The organism is Psychrobacter sp. van23A, from assembly GCF_030845275.1.
Classification (GTDB): Bacteria; Pseudomonadota; Gammaproteobacteria; order Pseudomonadales; family Moraxellaceae; genus Psychrobacter; species Psychrobacter faecalis.
This window is the reverse complement of sequence record NZ_CP132595.1, coordinates 1,337,843-1,356,879: the sequence shown is the minus strand read 5'-3', so window position 1 is coordinate 1,356,879 and position 19,037 is coordinate 1,337,843. Positions and strand designations below refer to the sequence as shown.

Below are 19,037 nucleotides of genomic sequence, written 5' to 3'. Positions count from 1 at the left end.
ATAAATAGCCGTTATTCACAACAAAGTTACCCAGTACTGCGTGACAAATGCCGCTAAGGTACCGACTTATGCAAGAGATCTATCAATAAGCGATTTATCTGCCATCTCATTAGCCATCAGGAGTGCTTGGTATAAGCTGGTCGCACTTGCGCCGCCGCGCCCTGCTAAATCAAGCGCCGTACCGTGATCAACTGAGGTACGAATATACGGCAACCCCAAGGTAAGATTGACTGTATCGCCAAAGCCGTGCGATTTGAGCACCGGCAAACCTTGGTCATGATACATCGCAATGACCGCGTCACAGTTGGCTAAATGTCTTGGGGTAAATAAGGTATCGGCTGGCATTGCTTCTGATATATCGACGCCTACGTCGATAAACTCACGCAATACGGGATTGATAATCTCAATCTCTTCAACGCCCAAATGCCCGCCCTCACCTGCATGTGGATTGAGACCGCAAACCAAAATACGTGGCTGCGTTAAGCCAAACTTCTCGCGCATATCGTCAATGACAATTTGTATCGTTTGGCGTACATTGTCAGCAGTGATAGCCGCAGGTATGTCTTTTAATGCCAAATGCGTGGTAACAAGCGCCACTTTCATGGCTTGATTGGCGAGCATCATCACGACTTTCTCACAGCCACTTTGCTGCATAAAAAACTCGGTATGACCGCTGAACATGGTGCCATCGAGCAGTTTAATATCAGCATCTATTAAGGCAGATTTTTGCAATGGCCCTGTGACGATGGCAGCGACTGTTTTATTAGTCGCTAACTGATGGGCGATGTCCAATTGCTTGGCAACCATTGCCGAATTGCGAGTATTAATTTTTCCGCAGACAACGGGTTCAGCACAAGGGGTATTCAGCAGGATAAAAGCTTGATTGTCATTATTATTATCATCAATAGTTTGCTGTGATATCTGCTCTAAAAAGTCATCGGCTGCGATGTTTAAATCAACAGTTTGCCAAAGCGGACAGCTTTGGAGCACGCCTGCTGTTACCAGCATATTAGCGCGCTTTTGCATTGCGGCGCTATCAGCAGTAACCCAGATTGGACGCTTAAAATCCTGCAATTTGCCCTCAGCTGCTAATAGCAGCACGACATCCATACCAATGCCAGCAGGCTCACCGGTTGTGATTAATAATGGTCGTCTTTTTTGCATAGTAAAATATCCTAGTTTGATATTAAGAATGTGTTTTTATTGGATTTATTATTATGAAAACGAGCGTTTAAGAGGGTCTAAGACATCGCAAATTTTATATCATAGCAGATGGCATTTTTATAGATAATTACTGATAGCAGCCGAAAAAACGCTAGAATGTGTTAAACTTTCGCCTTTCATTGTAGCATTTACCAGCAAGCGCTGAGACCACGTTTTGGTACTTCTCTCGTAGAGGTATGTCGCGCTTGCTTGACGGTATCACTCCTAAAATAAATACTGATAGCAAATAGCTATTTATACTCTTATATAATTAATTTTATACCGAATTTTGAAACTGACTTTTAAGACATTAGGCACCCATGGCAGACAACGAAAAAACCGACGACTTACTCAATCAGACACCGCCGCACAATATCGATATTGAAAAGGCCTTGCTGGCGTCTTTGATGAGTATCGAAGAGGCATACGATAAGATTGCAGATATCGTTACCAAAGACGACTTCTATGCAGGGCGTCACCAGTACATTTTTGATGCGATTGCGCATTTGGCAGCGGTCAATGAGCCTTACGATACGGTCATGGTGCATGATTGGTTGGAAGCACAGAAACTGCTTAAAGGTGCCGGCGGCGACAGCTACTTGGCCGATATTTTAAGCCAAAGTCCTGCCACTTTGTTTAATCTCACTGCTTATGCACAGCGCGTGCGCGAGCTATCGACCTTACGCCAACTGATTACCACTGGCAATGACATGTTGACCCTTGCCTATAATCCTAAAGACCAAACGGTCAGCGATATCTTAGACAATGTTGAGGCAAAAATATTTAGTATTAATGAGCAACATAATAAACGCGCAGAACAACGCGGCCCCGTTGGTATTACCTCGGTATTGACCAATGTCATTGATAAAATTCAAGAGCTAAAGTCTAATCCTGACGGCATGATTGGTTTACAAACGCCATTCGTCGAGCTAAACAACAAAACCCAAGGCTTACAAGCCGGCGATTTAATCATTGTAGCGGCGCGTCCGTCTATGGGTAAAACCACCTTTGCTATGAACTTGGCGGAAGGCGTTTTGTTTAATGAAGATTTGCCCGTTGTGGTATTTTCGATGGAAATGCCAGCGGAGTCCATCGTCATGCGTTTGCTGTCATCGTGGGGCGCGATTAATCAGACGCACTTGCGGTCTGGGCAAATGAACGAAGATGAATGGGCAAAAATGATGAACGCCATTCAGCATTTGCAATCTAAACATTTATATATCGATGACAGCACGGCCCTGCCGCCCTCTGAGCTGCGCTCACGCTGTCGCCGTATCGCCAAAAACCACGATGGTAAACTTGGCGCTATCGTTGTCGATTACCTACAGCTGATGAAAGTACCCAGTCTTGACGGCAACCGCGTGGGCGAAATCTCCGAGATTTCTCGTAGTTTAAAAGCTTTGGCTCGTGAGCTTGAATGTCCGGTTATTGCGCTGTCGCAGCTTAACCGCAGTCTAGAAAACCGTCCTAATAAGCGTCCTATTATGTCGGATTTGCGTGAGTCGGGTGCGATTGAGCAGGATGCCGATTTGATTATGTTTATTTATCGCGATGAGGTTTATAATGAAAACTCAGACCACAAAGGCGTGGCTGAAATCATCATCGGTAAACAGCGTAACGGCCCTATCGGCACCGTCCGCTTAGGCTTTGAAGGGCAATTTACCCGCTTTATTAACCTGACACCAGAATACTATCAAAACGTCAGCTTTGAGAATGACGAGTAAACGGCTGACTAAACGATATATATAACAAGCTTTAACTTTAAAGCGACTATGAATAAAACTAGCCAGTGCGTCATCAGCCAAATTGATGACGCACTGGCTTTATTGCTTCAACACATTACTAAACACACTATTTGGTTGATAAAACCGTTTTACTAATAAAAATAACTTTGTCAATAAAGAAGGCAATTATGCGCACTATCACAATCAAACCAGCCGCCATTACTCATAATGTGGCGCAAGTTAAAAAACTGGCACCGACGGCTAAAGTTCTTGCTATGGTCAAGGCTAATGCTTATGGTCATGGCGTCGCTGCAGTTCTACCAGCATTGAAACAAGGTGAGCAACAGGCTGATGGTATCGGCGTTGCTACTTTAATGGAAGCTTTACAAGCCCGTCAATTAGGTTGGGATAAAACCATTGGTCTCATCGAAGGCGCATTTACCGCCGAGGAATGGCAGCTAGCGATAGAGCATGATATCAGCTGCGTGATTCATCATGAACCACAACTAAACTGGGCATTAGAAAATACGCCGCCTATTAGCAGCGCCACTAGAGTGGTTTGGCTAAAATATAATACTGGCATGAACCGCCTAGGCTTTAATGACCAAACGCTGCTTCCAGCAGCCAAACGTTTGCATAAAGCAGGTTTTCAGCTGATTTTAACCACTCACTTTGCCAATGCTGACGACCGCGCTCATCCTCTAAATGCCATTCAAATCCAGCGCTTTAACGACATGCTACAGACTTTACGAGAAACGGTGAGCAGCGATATAAAAGGCTCATTGTGCAACTCAGCAGGTATCGTCAATTTTCCCGAGCATCATCACGATTGGGTACGTCCGGGCATCATGCTTTACGGTAGTACGCCTGTCACTGATAAAAGTGCGCGTGATTTGGACTTACAGCCAGCAATGGAATTTAGCGCCCAAATCATCGCGCTACAAACAGTCAACGCAGGTGACGGCATTGGTTATGGCAGCCGCTGGACTGCTAGGAAAGATACCAGAACGGCTTTGGTCAGCATCGGTTATGGTGACGGCTATCCACGCGTGGTGAGTGCTGATGCCTATGTTTCTGTTATTGACGATACCAACAACCAAAGCTACCCATGTGCGGTCATCGGACGCGTAGCCATGGATATGATTGTCATTGACGTCAGCGCTGTGCCAAACAGCGTGGCGTTAAATAGTAAAGTATTACTGTGGGGTGATGCGCCGCATGTCGATGAAGTCGCCGCCAATGCTGAAACCATTAGCTATGAGCTGCTATGCCGCCTAAGCGCGCGCCCAACTCGAAACATAACAGAATCCTAATCGTTAGATATGAACATCATGACAGTTTGCCAGATAAAAGAGACAGCGCCAAATCATGGCAAATTGAACATTTACATTAAGCCCAATTGCGCTATACTAAAAGTTTGTTGTCACCACAGTATACGCACTGACGCGATATGATTACTGACTGACAACGTAACATTTTTATCGATTTTTTATCGATTGTGATCGACTGCTAGGATTACTATGAGTTTGCGCCATTTTTTGACCCTATCTGATTTAACCAAACAAGAACTAGAAAACCTCATCAAACGCGCTTGTGAATTGCGCAAAATGCAACATGCCGGCGAGATCTATCAGCCGTTTGTTGGGCGCACGCTTGGCATGATATTTGAGAAATCATCCACCCGTACGCGTATCTCATTTGAGACGGGCATGGGACAGTTTGGCGGCAGCGCTATCTTTTTATCGCCAAACGACACGCAGCTTGGGCGCGGTGAGCCGCTAGAAGATTCGGCGCGTGTTATCTCAAGCATGGTCGATATCATTATGATTCGTACCTTTGGGCACGAAAAAGTTGAAACCTTTGCCGAATACTCTAGTGTGCCTATCATTAACGCCCTGACTGACGAATTTCATCCCTGCCAGCTGCTTGCTGATATGCAAACGTATTATGAGCATCGCGGCAGTATCGAAAACAAAATCGTCACTTGGGTTGGCGATGGCAACAATATGTGCGCCTCCTACATGCAAGCGGCCAATCAGTTTGGCTTTGAGCTGCGTGTTGCTGCCCCTTATGGATTTGAGCCTGACCCTGAGCTGATGGAGCGCTTCTCACATTGCGTGAGCTTGGTCGAAGATGTGCAAGATGCAGCAAAAGATTCAAACTTAATCGTCACCGATGTCTGGGCGAGTATGGGACAAGAGTCTGAGCAAAATACTCGCGCACGCCGTTTTGCGCCCTATCAAGTTACGCCATCACTGCTTGATAAAGCTGACCCCGAAGTGGTATTTATGCATTGCTTACCTGCGCATCGCGGCGAAGAAATCTCCCACGATATGCTCGATGACCCGCGCTCAGTGGTCTGGGACGAAGCGGAAAACCGCTTACATGCGCAAAAAGCCTTGATGGAGTTTTTATTAAAAGACAAAATTAAGCTACCTGCCTAAAAATAGGTTGTTAAAAACATATCGTGATATTTTGCTAAACCAGCAAGCAGCAGATGAACAGATACGAAAAAGGCAGCGCATATTGAATATGCGCTGCCTTTTTATTGTTTATGACTTTATTTAGCGATAAGTTGTAGCATTAAATTCTGTCAATAATGCATTAACGCGTCAAAGTGGTCACGCCATCACTGCCCGCTCTAAGCAACACATCGGCTTGATTGGCGGCAAAGATACCATTACAGACCACGCCAACGATATTGTTTAACTCTTGTTCAAACGCCAACGGATTACTGACATCCAAATCATAGGTGTCTAAAATCACATTGCCATAATCGGTGACAAAATCTTCACGATATACTGGCTCACCGCCCAAACGCGCTAATTGCCTTGCTACATACGAGCGCGCTTGTGGCAGCACTTCTATCGGTACGGGAAATTCGCGCCCCAAGCATTGCACACTTTTGCTTTCATCAACCATACAGACAAACTTGTTGGAAGCCGCAGCGACGATTTTTTCACGTGTGAGCGCGCCGCCGCCACCTTTAATCAATTGCAAATGTTCATTTACCTCATCAGCGCCATCGATATAAACATCAAGCTGACCGGCAAAGTTTAAATCGACGATGTCGATACCCAAGGCGCGTAGTTTATCTTCGGTGACCTGTGAGCTTGCAACCGCCCCAGCAAGCCTTAACGTCGGCAATAACTCAATCAAACAATTTACCGTACTGCCTGTCCCCACGCCAAGTATCATATCATCTTCGATATAGCGAAGGGCAGCTTTGGCTGCGGCTTGCTTTTGTGCTTGCTGATCACTCATCATAAATCCTTGGAAAAATAAACGTCTTACTCTAAAAGAGCTAAAATGATAAAAGAAATAAAAGGCGGGCTTATTATAACCGATGGCTTTAGGCGATGTTAGCGTAAAACCTATTCTAAATACTCATTGAACCCTCTCATTACGCATACTTACTTTAATGTATTTATAAATGAGCATTTAACCTTTAAAAACTCTCGACGAAATTTGCAATTGTGTCTTGCAAGATAGTGAAAATCAGCATAGGCTAATCTATTTCGTTTTTGTGCTTATCTTTACTGGTTTATTGCTGTTTATTATCGAATACCAATTTATAACCATTTGCACTTCTTTTATTCATCTTCTCTTTGTTTAGGAATCATTATGCTGTCACATTGGGTACGAGCCATCTTGCAAGCCACCGTCTATGACGTCGCCATTCAAACGCCACTTGAAGCTGCACCGAAGCTGACCCAACGTTTTGCTAATGATATTCGATTTAAGCGCGAAGATTTGCAACCGGTTAAATCCTTTAAATTGCGCGGTGCGTATAACCGTATTAGCCAATTGAGCGATGCGCAAAAAGCGCGTGGCGTCATTTGTGCTTCGGCAGGTAATCATGCACAAGGCGTTGCCTACTCTGCTCGTAAGCTTGACTTAAATAACATTATCGTGATGCCAACCACCACACCGGATATCAAAGTCGATGCCGTACGCGCGCTTGGCGGTAATGTCGATTTGCATGGCGACAGCTTTGATGAAGCCAACCGTTATGCAATTAATCGTGCTGAGACAGAAGGTTTAACCTTTATCCCGCCTTATGATGATGAATTGGTGATTGCAGGACAAGGCACTATTGGCCTGGAATTGACCCAGCAATGGCGCAACATGGATTATGTCTTTGTTGCTGTGGGCGGTGGTGGTTTGATTTCTGGCGTGGCAGCATTTTTGGGTGAGGTGGCGCCGCATGTCAAAGTTATTGCGGTCGAAGCAGAACAATCAGCATCTCTTAAGGCGGCGCTTGAAGCGAATGAACGGGTTAAACTCAAACAAGTCGGACTGTTTGTCGATGGTGTCGCCGTTGCTCAAATTGGCGAGCTGCCTTTTGATATCGTGCGTATGCAAAAGGGCGATGCGTCAGGTCCTTTAGTCGAGACTGACGTGGTCACTTGTACCAATGATGAAGTCTGCGCGGCGGTGAAAGATATCTTTGAAGAAAACCGTAGTATCGTTGAGCCTGCTGGTGCTTTGTCCGTTGCAGGCATGAAAAAATATATCGAAGCCAACAATTTGCAAGGCAAAAACTGCGTTGGTATCATCTGCGGTGCCAACATGAACTTTGACCGCTTGCGCTATATCGCCGAGCGTACGGAGATTGGTGAGAAAAAAGAAGCCATCTTTGGCGTAACGATTCCTGAGCAAACCGGCGCGTTTTTAAACTTTTGCCGCAGCCTACATGGCCGTAATATCACCGAGTTTAACTATCGTGCCGATAGCAAAAAATCACCCGACTCTATGGAACCTGCGTCTATTTTTGTCGGTATCGCCTTAAAAGAAGGTGAGAAAGAGCGTCAAACGATTAGCAACCAATTGGCAGCCGATGGCTATGAAGCGCATGATTTAACCGATGATGACATCGCCAAATCTCATATTCGTCATTTGATTGGCGGTCATGCCCATGTCGAAAATGAGCAATTATTAAGCGTAGTATTCCCAGAACGTCCGGGCGCTTTATTGACCTTTTTAGAAAAATTGGGCGATGACTTTAATATTACCTTATTCCATTATCGCAACCACGGTGCCGCTGAAGGTCGCGTATTGGTTGGCTTACAAGCTTCTGAGGGCAACTCTCGCCAGCTACAAGACGCGCTTCTTGATATTGGTTATGACTGCACCATGCTCAATGACAATATCGGCTATCAGTTATTTTTAAAGTAATTTTAGATATAGTTTTAGCAAAAACAATAACAGCATATTTTAAGCGGCCTACCCCAATAGGATTGGCCGCTTACTAATATTGAGAACGCGATGCATATCCCTACTATTTTTGCCGAAGACAATTTTGACAATATTATTAAATTTATCGCCGTTAATCCGTTAGCAACTTTGATTGCCCAAACCAATGATGGTATGGAAGCCTGCCATCTACCGTTATTTTGGTATAAAGATGATACGAACATCAATTTTCAATACGGCTACCTTTATGGTCATTTTGGTCGCAAAAACCCTATTTACCAACAGGCTTTAGCAGACAGCTCATGGTTAATTATCTTTCAAGATTCTGGACACTACATCAGCCCTAACTGGTATCCTAGCAAAGCCAAAACTCATAAAGAAGTGCCGACATGGAACTATCAAAGCATCCATATTCAATCTAAAATTGAGCTGCTTGAAGACACTGATACCCTTAAATGGATATTAGCTAGCATGACCGCGCAACAAGAAGTAATAAACGATAATCCTTGGTCGTTAGATGACGCACCAGCTGCTTATATTGATGCCATGTGTCGCGGTATTATTGGCTTTAGATTGTCTATTAATTCGATACAAGCCCAATTTAAATTAAGCCAAAATAAAACTGTAGAAAACATCACAGGGGTGATAAACGGCTTAGAGAATTTACGTACAAATGACGCTAAAGAAATGGCTATTAAAGTTACACATCAGAATAAAGGCTAATTTTTTACTTATTCACCATAAAAACCCATTTTGAAAAACTTTAATCACTTATCACTCTTTTAATTCCCAAAAAAACCACCATTATTATCTTAGTTTATTGATATTTATGAGGTTTTGATGAGTAAACATAACAAAAACCACAATCAGCTAAGCCATAGCCAGCCAGATACGGTACGTATGCGTCTTGATAAATGGTTATGGGCTGCGCGTTTTTATCGCACCCGCACTCTTGCCAAAGAAGCCATCGAAAGCGGTCGCGTCCATTATGCAGGGAGCCGTGTCAAAACCAGTAAAGAGATTACGGTCGGAGATGAACTCAGTATTCGCCAAGGCTCAGCCACCGCCATGACTGAAAAAACCGTGATTGTCGAAGCGCTAAGTGCCCAACGTGGTAATGCAACTGCCGCCCAAGCGCTGTATTCTGAAACTGAGGAAAGCGAAGAGCGCCGCGCCTACTATGCCGAACAGCGCAAACTGGCCAATCTTGCCCGCCCTGATAATAAACCCAATAAAAAAGAGCGTCGTGATTTACAACGCTTTAAAAACAAGCAAGAATAAAGGCTGCCAGTAACAGCAGTATTCTGTTATTTATTGCCTAGCGTGACCCTATTGTTTACCTCTACTCTTGCCATTCAAGGTATTAACCGTTACGCTAACCACCAATTCATTTATTCGATAACATGCTAAGCAACCGCATTATCATGCTGGTCTTGATGGCATGTTTTTTTGTTGTGATAAAAGGTCTTTATATGCCAATCAAAGCGTCTACTCCTTCCTCTGTTCTAGTGGTTTGTTTGGGGAATATTTGCCGTTCACCGACTGCCGAAGAGATTTTCCGCCAGCAAGCAGCGATTGCAGGGCTGGCGATGAAAGTGGATTCAGCAGGTACGGGAGACTGGCATATTGGTCATGCGCCAGATGAGCGGGCACAGCGCCACGCCAAAGCCCATGGTTACAACATCAATAAGCTGGTCGCGCGTCAAGTGAGCGCTGATGATTTTCGTAAGTTTGATTTGATTTTGGCGATGGATGCGCAAAACTTAGCTGACCTACAAGCCATAAAAGACAGTATCAGCGATACAGATGGCAAGCTTGCCAAACTGGCATTATTTAGTGAAGAAGACCCAACTTACGGCGGCGACGATGTACCAGACCCTTATCAAGGGGACGCCGATGCTTTCGAAGAAGTAATTGAACGTATTGAATCCAGTTCACAAGCTTGGATTGAAAGTTGGAAAACTGCTTAGTTTAATAGTTCTTAGCGCTAAATGTTTAACCACACTTAATAATAGTTAGCGATAAAGTGTTATATTTCTGCTACTTTTATGCCGCTCATCCTTTATAATAAACACCGCATGATTTTTTGTTTATTTGCCCTATAGGCTATGTTATGACCTCAGCTTTACGCCATGATTTCTGTGCTCAACCTGCGACATCAACCCATCTTGCAGTGAATATATCGCAGGATAATTTAGTCGATTTGTCGCATAGCAATACCATGGCATTAGCATCTGTAGCGGATGTGGTCGTCCCACTAACGGATGAGGCACAGCTTGATGCCTTTATGGCAAATTATGAAAAAGAGGCAGCACCTACTAAGCCGTTATTCGTTCTTTCAGGCGGCAGTAACGTTTTATTGCCCGCACAGCTAAATGCGATTGTCTTACGACCACAGATGCGCGGTATTAGCGTGACAGCGCAGACAGACAGTTATGTCGATATCGAAGTGATGGCTGGTGAAAATTGGCACGACTTGGTCATGCATACGGTTGCTCAAGGTTGGTATGGCCTAGAAAATTTGGCACTGATACCGGGTTTGACTGGCGCAGCGCCGGTACAAAATATCGGCGCTTACGGTGTGCAGTTAGAAGACTGTCTAGAGTACGTGCGTGCCTATCATCTCCCAACCCAAACTTGGCATCAGCTAACAGCAGCAGACTGCGAGTTTGGCTACCGCGACAGCCTCTTTAAGCGTACGCCCAATACTTGGCTGATTACGCGCGTTGGTTTTCGTCTGCATACCGATCCCAGCAAAATCCTTGCCAGCTACGGCGATGTGCAGACGGTCGCGCAGCGCTATGCCGAGCAGCGAGGACGCAGCCAGCCCAATCCTGCTGATGTCATGCAAGCGATTATAGATATTCGCCAGCAGAAGCTGCCCGACCCTAAGCAGCTACCCAATTGCGGCAGCTTTTTTCAAAATCCTATTATTTCTCAAGCGCAATTTATAGCGCTAAAAGCCATCCATCCTACCATCGTTGGCTATCCAACGCCCGATGCCATGGTTAAGGTGGCAGCTGGCTGGTTAATTGAACAGGCTGGTCTAAAGGGGCATGGTTTAGCGCCAATACTCACCCATCAGCAGCAAGCGTTAGTGTTGACTAATCACAGCCCATATCAAGCGGCGCAAGCGGATGTGGCAAAAGCGCAGCAGCATATCGCTGACATTGTCCATGAGAAGTTTGCGATTGAATTGGCGCGCGAGCCGGTTTGGGTAAATGCTGACGGCTCTATTGGATTTGATGAGCATGTGGTCTAAGCGATCATGGTCCAAGCGCTTATGGCGCTCTTATTTACGTTCAGCTGAGCGTATGATAAAGCTGTTTCGTATTATTAATGCCACTTTTTTGCTTGGCTCAACGGCCGTTATTCTCGTTCTTATCAGTTTGTTTACCCCGCTATTTTCGCAAGCGGTGGTTTATCTCTTAGCACATTTACCCTTACCAAAGATGCAACCTGCCGCCATGAGTTCTCCGCCGACCGCTTATGTGGTGTTGGGCGGCGGCTTGACCAATGACAATAACAATCAAACTATTCTCAATAGTTATAGCCTTAATCGCGCCCGTACAGCAGCAACCGCTTATCATGACTTGCCGCTACCTATCGTCCTGAGCGGCGCCGAAGCGCCTTGGCTTGGTCAATGGCTTATTGAACACGGTATTGACGGGCTTATCAGCGAAAATGCCAGTATGAATACCTGTGAAAATGCGCGTTTTACTGCCAAGCGCATTCCTCTGTATCATGTGTACCTTATCACCGACAGCTATCACATGGCGCGCGCGCGCAGACAGTTTGCTTTAAATGGCATTAATAGTACGCCAATTAACGCGCCCTTACCGGTGCGGCGTGATTGGATGGAACCAGCGCAAAACTTAAGCCATTCGCGGCGGGCCGTTTATGAAGTTGCCGCTTACTTACGTGATGTCATTCGTCCGCAAGCAAACTGTCGCCAAGCAAATGATGTGACCTCGCAGCAACTATTAACACCAAGGGGTAATGTCGCTAAAAAACCTACTGAGCAATAGCCAGCTGACATTTACTGTCTTAATTTTAGTTTTAGTTTTAATATCATTAGGTACCTATTATTGCCCCATTATCCACTGTCTTATTTTTGAACTTTATAGAATATTTATAACACTTGCAATAAGTGTATAATATAAGAAACTGCTATGAAAGAGGTTTGCCATGCTCAGTATATTTTTATTAATTCCTTTAAGTTTAATGCTGTTTGTGGTCGCCATCTGGGCAATACGCTATGCGGTTCGATCAAACCAATTTGAAGATTTAGATAATGCATCGCAGCGTATCATCTTGGATGATCGCCAAGAGCGTCGCCAAACCATTCAAGCCCATGAGCCTAACGAGCATACGCCTCAAGCTCCGCAAACCAATGATCCAGCAGACTCTAACAAAACCGATGATTGAATGCTAACGATGCACTGCGTGCTGATATCGTCTTTATCATGAAAATAGCTATCAATAAAACTCAATCCTTTAGCCTTTTATATCTCATTTATACCTGACTGTTTTTATCATTTCTTTAGGGCAAGAATAAAAGCAGGCTCACCCTTTACCATTTTTAGGAGAAACCCCCATGACCACAGCTTTACTCGTTGCGGCATTACTAATGGGATTTTTAGGTTCACCGCATTGCTTAGGCATGTGTGGCGGTTTGGTCGCGGCATTTAGTTTATCGATGAAAGATGTCAGCCCTGCTAAGCGCCGTGCTTTGATAGCGACCTATCATTTCGGGCGCTTAAGCAGTTACGCATTTTTGGGCTTGGTTGCTGGACTTGTTGGCACCACTGTTTTAGAGCCGTTGATGACGGGCAACAGTATGCCTCGTATCCTATTGGGTTTGGTCTTGGTCTTTGTGGGCGTCACCATGCTTGGTGCGCCATTTTTAGCCAAACTTGAGCGCGTCGGCATGCGTTTTTGGCAATTCCTTAGTCCGCTTCGCCAAAAAGTATTTCCACTTAATACCTTCCCGCGTGCTTTAGCGGCAGGGTTATTATGGGGATTTTTACCTTGCGGCTTGGTTTATGGTGCGCTACTTATCGCTGTCGTTGCTCATAACCCACTGGGCGGTGCGGCATTGATGTTTGTCTTTGGTTTGGGAACTGTACCGATGTTGGTGGCTACCCACGAGACAGTTGGTTGGCTACGTGAAAAAATTGGCCGTATGCGTTTAAGACAAATTAACGGCGCTATCATGGTGTTATCTGGTTTAGCGGTTGCTTTTGTTCCTATGCTAATGGCTAGCATGCATGGTGGCCACGGCGGCGGTAATGGACATGGTGAGCATGCTCAAATGAATCATGGCAGCCACGCCGCTATGATGGCCGATAGCAATACTTCCTCTGAAGCGACAACAGCAACCACCGCCCATCATAATATGAACAATGTGCAGCACGAGATGACGCCCGCTATGAATGGCTCGATGGATCATAGTATGCATGATATGCCACATGATGCAGATAACGCTATGAATCACAATATGCATAATATGACAGATGAGCAGCAAATGAATAGCCATCATCACGAAGCTATGCCAGAAACTGCTCAATAGCAGCATAAAAAATATCATGACCCTATAAAAAAGCCCTTAACATCATGATGACGTTAAGGGCTTTTTTATGCAGCAATATTTATCAAAATAAAAGTTGCTTTAATAAAATCATTCCTGCCATTGCTCAAGGCGAAACTTGGTATCTAAATGCTTCTCTAGCGCTGGGATATTAAAAGCATCGTCTTCGCTGACAAAGCTGATACTGATACCGGTTTGTCCGGCGCGTCCCGTACGACCAATACGGTGTACGTAATCATCTGGCTGATCTGGCAAAGTATAATTAATCACATGGCTGACATCATCCACATGGATGCCGCGTCCTGCCACATCAGTTGCGACCAGCACAGAAGCATGACCATCTTTAAAGCGTTGCAGATATTTTTCACGCTTTTGCTGAATCACATCGCCTGATAACATGACGATTTTATGCGCCTGACGCAGCTTATGATACAAACGCTTCACTTGGTCTTTACGGTTGGCAAAAATTATCACCTTCTCTACTGTCTCATCAGTGATGAAACGCTCGACCGCAGCGAGCTTTTGATCTTCGGTTAATAAGTAAAAATGCTGATCGACCAATTCACTGGTTTTATGCTCAGGCTCAATCTCTACAAATTCTGGCTCATGTAACCAGCGATAGGCAAGATTCATCACATCTTGGTTAAAGGTGGCAGAAAACAGCAAACTTTGACGATCGGTATTGGGCGGCATACGACCAACCAAGCGTTTGATATCTGGGATAAAACCCATATCGAGCATACGATCTGCTTCATCTAATACCAACACTTCAACGCGATCGAGATAAACCATGCCCTTGTGCATCAAGTCAATCAAACGCCCTGGAGTGGCAATTAAGATATCGACATATTGGCGCTCAAGCTCATGCTGCTGAGTTTCATAATTGGTACCACCCATGATACAAACGCTGTGAAGCGAGGTATATTTGGTCAGAGCAATACAGTCATCAAATATCTGCTGGGCAAGCTCACGCGTTGGCGCCATAACCACGGCTCTTGGCTCGCCCAAATAGCGTTTTTCATCGGCAGCAAAGGGACGCTTAAGCAGTGCTTCCATAATAGTCAATAAAAACGTTGCCGTCTTGCCAGTACCGGTTTGCGCCTGTCCGATAGCGTCTTGATTTGCCAATGTATGCGGTAATATCTGTGCTTGAATGGGCGTCAATTCAGTGAAGCCTAAATCATTTACAGCTCGCAAAGTGGCATTTGATAACGGCAAATCGGTAAACGTCTTAAAAGTACTCAAAAAAAATATCCTTTTGTATAATTTGCTTGCCATTAATAGCATATCCGCGCTAAGCAGACAAACAATAAAACAAGCATGCATAAAAAAGCCAAGCCTAACATCTAAACTTACCAAATATGCTGCGTTTTATTCAACATAGGCAAGACAGACGGGCTTGACTTAGTAGTATATCAGTAGTTTGTAACGACATTATAGCCAAACGGCATTAATGTCGGTAGCGATTACTCTTCTACTTTTCTGACTTCTTCAGCTTGCAGGCCTTTTTCGCCTTCAACCACACTGAACTCAACTTTTTCGCCATCTTTTAAAGAGCGATAACCATCACCTTGGATCGCGCGGAAATGGACAAAAATATCTTCGCCGCTATCGCGTTGAATGAAACCAAAGCCTTTTGAGTCATTAAACCACTTAACGATACCTTGCTCACGAGCTGACATAATATTACTTCCTAAAAAGTCACTTAACCCCAAATTCCTTTGCGACATTGCATATAAACGGGGTTGAAGATTATGAAATCAAAATGTAAGAGTACTACTCTACATACCATCATCGCCTCATAAAGCCTGTTATTACTCTCTTTATGAATCAGCGTATAGTAAATTCGTCCTCACCAACATAAGCAGCTATCAAAATACTCTAAGCATTATATTAATTGCTTATATCAGCGCTAGCAACAAACAAGTAATATTTGTTGCGTAAAAAATATCATAGCATGGGTTTTTGGCAACATAAAGACTTTTCACATGATTTTTAGCCCTTATAGCAGTTTTTGCGGTTATTTTTATAACCATGCTGACAAACTGTTATGATAAAGGACTAAAACATCGTATATTTAATGTATTTTCTTTCTCAAAATTCCAAAAAAGCACCGTCATAAAAGTACGGCGCCGCTTATTTTTAATAATAGCAACCCACTTACCTTAATAATTGTAGAGCCAACTATAACTATGACAACCACTTCTCAGCCAATAAAAGCAAATAGCAATCTACAACAAAATGATAAGACGTTGACGCATAAATTATTGCTGATCAATGGCGTTAATCTTAACTTGCTCGGTAAACGTGAGCCGAAAATCTATGGCCATACGACCCTTGCTGATATTGAGAAAAATTTGATCGAGCGTGCCGCCAAATACGACATCGAGCTGATTTGTATCCAATCAAACCATGAGGGCAAGCTGGTCGATGAGATTCAATATTATGGTCTTTTAGCAGAAACCGCTGCACAAGTAGATGCGATTATTATCAATCCTGCTGCTTTTACCCATACCTCAGTGGCGATACGCGACGCGCTATTGGCAACACAAAAACCCTTTATAGAGGTGCATTTATCCAATGTTCATGCTCGTGAGCCGTTTCGGCAGCATTCGTATTTAAGCGATATAGCCGTCGGCGTGATTTGCGGACTCGGGCATTTGGGTTATCAGATGGCATTGGATTATTGGCTAACCCATACTTATGCTTTAAAATTAGACGGTTAACGTAGAGATTATGACTTTATTTATATCAAGAAAACGTCAAATAAGCACAAGACTATTAGCATTGAAGTTGCGATCAAGTTGCTTTTGGCACATTAGTCAAACAGCAATGATATGATGAAAGTAATAATATTAGCGCATGAAAAACAACCCACGATATGGTGATATGAATGGCAAAATCGTCCGGAAAACGCTTTATGAAACTCGCTGGCATGACCGCAAGTATCGCCGGTAAAGCTGCTAAAAACTCATTAAAGCACCTCTCAAGTGACGAAGAAAAACGTCTAGAAGCGCGCTCAGCGCTGATGCAAGACGTCGGTGTGCAAATCGCTGAAACGCTTGGTGAAATGAAAGGCGCGGTGATGAAAGTGGGACAAATCGCCTCCCAATATAAAGACGTGTTTCCACCTGAAGTGGCGACCGCTTTAGAAAAACTCCAAAAAGACGCGCCGCCGATGCCTTATGGACAAATACGCGCGCAAGTTGAGCGTGAATTAAAAGCGCCTATTGCTGAGTTATTTACCCAATTTGAAGAAGCGCCATTTGCCGCGGCGTCAATCGGACAAGTGCACAGAGCGGTTTTGCCGTCTGGACAAAGGGTGGTGGTAAAGGTGCAGTATCCTGATGTCGATGAAAACTGCGATAGCGATCTAAAACAAGTACGCATGGCGCTAAAAATAGCTGGCGTACTCAATATGAGTAAGCAGTTACAAGAGCAGCTGTTTAATGAGATTCGCCAAAGTTTGCATGACGAGCTCGACTACGTTAAAGAGGCGCACAATCTACAGGTATTTGGCGCCTTTCATGCCGATGATGAAGGGCTAATTATCCCCAAAGTGATCAGTAGCCATTCATCCAAGCGCATTTTGACCTTGACTGAAGAGATGGGTGAGCCGCTTGCTGTTGCTGCGACATGGGATAACGACATTAAGCAAAAAATCGCTAAGCGCCTGTTTCATTTTAGCGCTGGACAGCTATTTGGTTTATACCGTATGCACTGCGACCCCCACCCTGGCAACTTTGCTTTTCGCACCGATGGTAGCGTTGTGGCTTATGATTTTGGTGGTATCCGCAGTTATAGTGACAGCGAAGTACAATTATTTCGCCGCTTTGCTAAGCATGCCTTAAAAGGTGATGTGACCGCGCTTGAGCAAGACTTGATTGCCCTTGATATCCGCCGCGATGATGATAAAGTTGTGCCGGGTGAATTTTATAAAGAGTGGTTAGAGATTGGACTTAAACCCTTATCCATAGAACCTTATCAGCAAGGCCCTTTTGATTTTGGCAGCAGCCAAACCCATCATGAAGCCATTGCCCAAATGCGCACCTCGTTAAAGTATTTTGGTCAGTTTCAGCCATCAGCAACGACGATGATGCTTGACCGTACCATTTCAGGTCAGTATTGGAATTTGGTCAATCTAGGCGTGGTTATCGATTTATCGCCGCTGGTTGCAGAATATATAGACTACTAAACATGCAGCGCATGACCGCAGCGATCGCAGAAATCCGCTCCTACGGCGTGACCGAATTTGCCGCAGTTTGGACAGGCAATCGGGTTTAGCTGCGGGCGCATGTTACGTGCCAGCTCGGCGGTAAAAATACCTGTCGGCACGGCAATAATCGCATAACCGGTGATCATCACCATCGATGCAATCGCTTGCCCGATTGGCGTTTTTGGTGACATATCACCATAGCCCGTGGTCGTAACCGTCACCACTGCCCAATAAATAGAGATAGGAATACTGGTAAAACCATTTTCTGGCCCTTCTACCACGTAAACAACCGAACCAAAAATAGTCACTAGCAAAACGAGTGATAAGAAAAATACCGTGATTTTCTGTTGGCTGGTTTTAAGTGCTGAGGCAAGAAAGCCCGCTTGCTGCATGTAGGTATTGAGCTTGAGTACCCGAAATACCCGTAAGATACGCAGGATGCGAATGACGAGCAGATACTGGACGCCGCCAAATACAAGGCTTAAATAGCTGGGTAATACCGACAATAAATCTACGATGCCAAAGAAACTAAACGCATAACGAAAGCGATTGGGCGCCGAAAACCACCTTAAAATATACTCAATGGTAAATAAAATGGTAAAAAACCATTCTGCATAACGAAATAGCGTACCATATTGCAAACGCATATATAGCACACTATCGAGCATTACCACGGCAACACTGGCCAAAATCGCAATCAATAATACAATATCAAACAGCTTACCCAAACGGGTATCCGTGCCTTCGATAATGATATGAATGCGGTTACGCAAATGGGTAATGGCTTCGGCGGTTGGTTGCTTCATAAAGTCGGTATAGTCACAAAATCAATGGTTATAAAAAACCGAACGCTTTAAGCTGATATGGGCAAGCTAAGGTTGGTCAAAATGCGCTAAAGTGGTTTATAATACTGCCAATATTTTACTAGCGGTTTTCATCGCCTTAGGCAATAGTCGCTCAAGACAAAGAAGATAGCAGTGTAGCAAAAAAGCGCGCCAAACGACATACATATCGTTAACTTGCCGATAGGTCTATTACACTGTATTAACCGCACAATCATATAATAACAATACCTTATCAAGTATGAAAAGTTGTTAACAAGGCATAG

18 protein-coding genes are annotated in these 19,037 nt (G+C 44.4%); 13 read left to right on the top strand and 5 right to left on the bottom strand.

What is annotated here, in order from left to right; genetic code table 11:
- Nucleotides 1–66 precede the first annotated feature (66 nt).
- The gene (pdxA, locus tag RAH45_RS05840; RefSeq protein WP_289051432.1) at nucleotides 67–1,164 is read right to left on the bottom strand and encodes a 4-hydroxythreonine-4-phosphate dehydrogenase PdxA; all 1,098 of its coding nucleotides are present in this window, start codon (nucleotides 1,162–1,164) and stop codon (nucleotides 67–69) included.
- A 359-nt stretch (nucleotides 1,165–1,523) separates the two neighbouring features.
- Here pdxA and dnaB point away from each other — a divergent pair, with 359 nt between their 5' ends.
- The 3 genes from dnaB to argF all read left to right on the top strand — a co-directional run bounded on the left by dnaB (nucleotide 1,524) and on the right by argF (nucleotide 5,371).
- Nucleotides 1,524–2,927 carry a replicative DNA helicase gene (gene dnaB / locus RAH45_RS05835; protein WP_068405205.1) on the top strand — a complete coding sequence of 468 codons (1,404 nt, stop codon included), beginning with the start codon at nucleotides 1,524–1,526 and terminating at the stop codon, nucleotides 2,925–2,927.
- Between the two features lie 188 nt (nucleotides 2,928–3,115).
- The gene (gene alr, locus RAH45_RS05830) at nucleotides 3,116–4,240 is read left to right on the top strand and encodes an alanine racemase (protein WP_306495799.1); all 1,125 of its coding nucleotides are present in this window, start codon (nucleotides 3,116–3,118) and stop codon (nucleotides 4,238–4,240) included.
- A gap of 207 nt (nucleotides 4,241–4,447) precedes the next feature.
- Nucleotides 4,448–5,371, top strand: coding sequence for an ornithine carbamoyltransferase (gene argF, locus RAH45_RS05825; RefSeq protein WP_144296248.1), 924 nt, complete (start codon nucleotides 4,448–4,450; stop codon nucleotides 5,369–5,371).
- A gap of 160 nt (nucleotides 5,372–5,531) precedes the next feature.
- On the opposite strand, the gene rpiA is transcribed toward argF, so the two are convergent.
- Nucleotides 5,532–6,191 carry a ribose-5-phosphate isomerase RpiA gene (gene rpiA / locus RAH45_RS05820; protein ID WP_068405199.1) on the bottom strand — a complete coding sequence of 220 codons (660 nt, stop codon included), beginning with the start codon at nucleotides 6,189–6,191 and terminating at the stop codon, nucleotides 5,532–5,534.
- A 360-nt stretch (nucleotides 6,192–6,551) separates the two neighbouring features.
- On the opposite strand from rpiA, the gene ilvA reads away from it, so the two are divergent.
- The 8 genes from ilvA to RAH45_RS05780 all read left to right on the top strand — a co-directional run bounded on the left by ilvA (nucleotide 6,552) and on the right by RAH45_RS05780 (nucleotide 13,695).
- The gene (gene ilvA / locus RAH45_RS05815) at nucleotides 6,552–8,105 is read left to right on the top strand and encodes a threonine ammonia-lyase, biosynthetic (RefSeq protein ID WP_068405198.1); all 1,554 of its coding nucleotides are present in this window, start codon (nucleotides 6,552–6,554) and stop codon (nucleotides 8,103–8,105) included.
- Between the two features lie 90 nt (nucleotides 8,106–8,195).
- Entirely contained in the window at nucleotides 8,196–8,846 is a 651-nt protein-coding gene (locus tag RAH45_RS05810; RefSeq protein ID WP_198327825.1) for an FMN-binding negative transcriptional regulator, read from the top strand.
- Nucleotides 8,847–8,963: 117 nt separating this feature from the next.
- Complete coding sequence (locus tag RAH45_RS05805; RefSeq protein ID WP_306495798.1) at nucleotides 8,964–9,404, top strand: Hsp15 family ribosome-associated heat shock protein; 441 nt, start codon at nucleotides 8,964–8,966, stop codon at nucleotides 9,402–9,404.
- Nucleotides 9,405–9,595: 191 nt separating this feature from the next.
- Nucleotides 9,596–10,093, top strand: coding sequence for a low molecular weight protein-tyrosine-phosphatase (locus RAH45_RS05800; protein WP_102077558.1), 498 nt, complete (start codon nucleotides 9,596–9,598; stop codon nucleotides 10,091–10,093).
- Nucleotides 10,094–10,236: 143 nt separating this feature from the next.
- Nucleotides 10,237–11,385 carry a UDP-N-acetylmuramate dehydrogenase gene (gene murB, locus RAH45_RS05795; protein ID WP_102077559.1) on the top strand — a complete coding sequence of 383 codons (1,149 nt, stop codon included), beginning with the start codon at nucleotides 10,237–10,239 and terminating at the stop codon, nucleotides 11,383–11,385.
- Nucleotides 11,375–12,151, top strand: coding sequence for a YdcF family protein (locus tag RAH45_RS05790; RefSeq protein ID WP_198327826.1), 777 nt, complete (start codon nucleotides 11,375–11,377; stop codon nucleotides 12,149–12,151). The genes murB and RAH45_RS05790 overlap by 11 nt, the downstream gene beginning before the upstream one ends.
- Before the next feature lie 160 nt (nucleotides 12,152–12,311).
- Nucleotides 12,312–12,551, top strand: a complete 240-nt coding sequence (gene ccoS, locus RAH45_RS05785; protein ID WP_198327827.1) for a cbb3-type cytochrome oxidase assembly protein CcoS — start codon at nucleotides 12,312–12,314, stop codon at nucleotides 12,549–12,551.
- 169 nt (nucleotides 12,552–12,720) lie between these two features.
- Nucleotides 12,721–13,695, top strand: coding sequence for a sulfite exporter TauE/SafE family protein (locus RAH45_RS05780; RefSeq protein ID WP_201542734.1), 975 nt, complete (start codon nucleotides 12,721–12,723; stop codon nucleotides 13,693–13,695).
- A gap of 108 nt (nucleotides 13,696–13,803) precedes the next feature.
- Here the strand turns inward: RAH45_RS05780 and RAH45_RS05775 are convergent, their stop codons facing one another.
- Both RAH45_RS05775 and RAH45_RS05770 read right to left on the bottom strand, forming a co-directional pair.
- On the bottom strand, nucleotides 13,804–14,991 hold the full coding sequence (locus RAH45_RS05775) for a DEAD/DEAH box helicase (RefSeq protein WP_306495795.1): 1,188 nt from the start codon (nucleotides 14,989–14,991) through the stop codon (nucleotides 13,804–13,806).
- 188 nt (nucleotides 14,992–15,179) lie between these two features.
- Nucleotides 15,180–15,395 carry a cold-shock protein gene (locus tag RAH45_RS05770; protein ID WP_068405185.1) on the bottom strand — a complete coding sequence of 72 codons (216 nt, stop codon included), beginning with the start codon at nucleotides 15,393–15,395 and terminating at the stop codon, nucleotides 15,180–15,182.
- Nucleotides 15,396–15,905: 510 nt separating this feature from the next.
- On the opposite strand from RAH45_RS05770, the gene aroQ reads away from it, so the two are divergent.
- On the top strand, nucleotides 15,906–16,439 hold the full coding sequence (gene aroQ / locus RAH45_RS05765) for a type II 3-dehydroquinate dehydratase (protein ID WP_102077562.1): 534 nt from the start codon (nucleotides 15,906–15,908) through the stop codon (nucleotides 16,437–16,439).
- Between the two features lie 167 nt (nucleotides 16,440–16,606).
- Nucleotides 16,607–17,908: an ABC1 kinase family protein gene (locus RAH45_RS05760; protein WP_198327830.1), complete on the top strand. Its 1,302-nt coding sequence runs from the start codon at nucleotides 16,607–16,609 to the stop codon at nucleotides 17,906–17,908.
- Here RAH45_RS05760 and RAH45_RS05755 read toward each other — a convergent pair.
- Nucleotides 17,905–18,735, bottom strand: coding sequence for an ion transporter (locus RAH45_RS05755; RefSeq protein ID WP_068405178.1), 831 nt, complete (start codon nucleotides 18,733–18,735; stop codon nucleotides 17,905–17,907). The two genes, RAH45_RS05760 and RAH45_RS05755, sit on opposite strands and share 4 nt — an antisense overlap.
- Nucleotides 18,736–19,037: the final 302 nt, after the last annotated feature.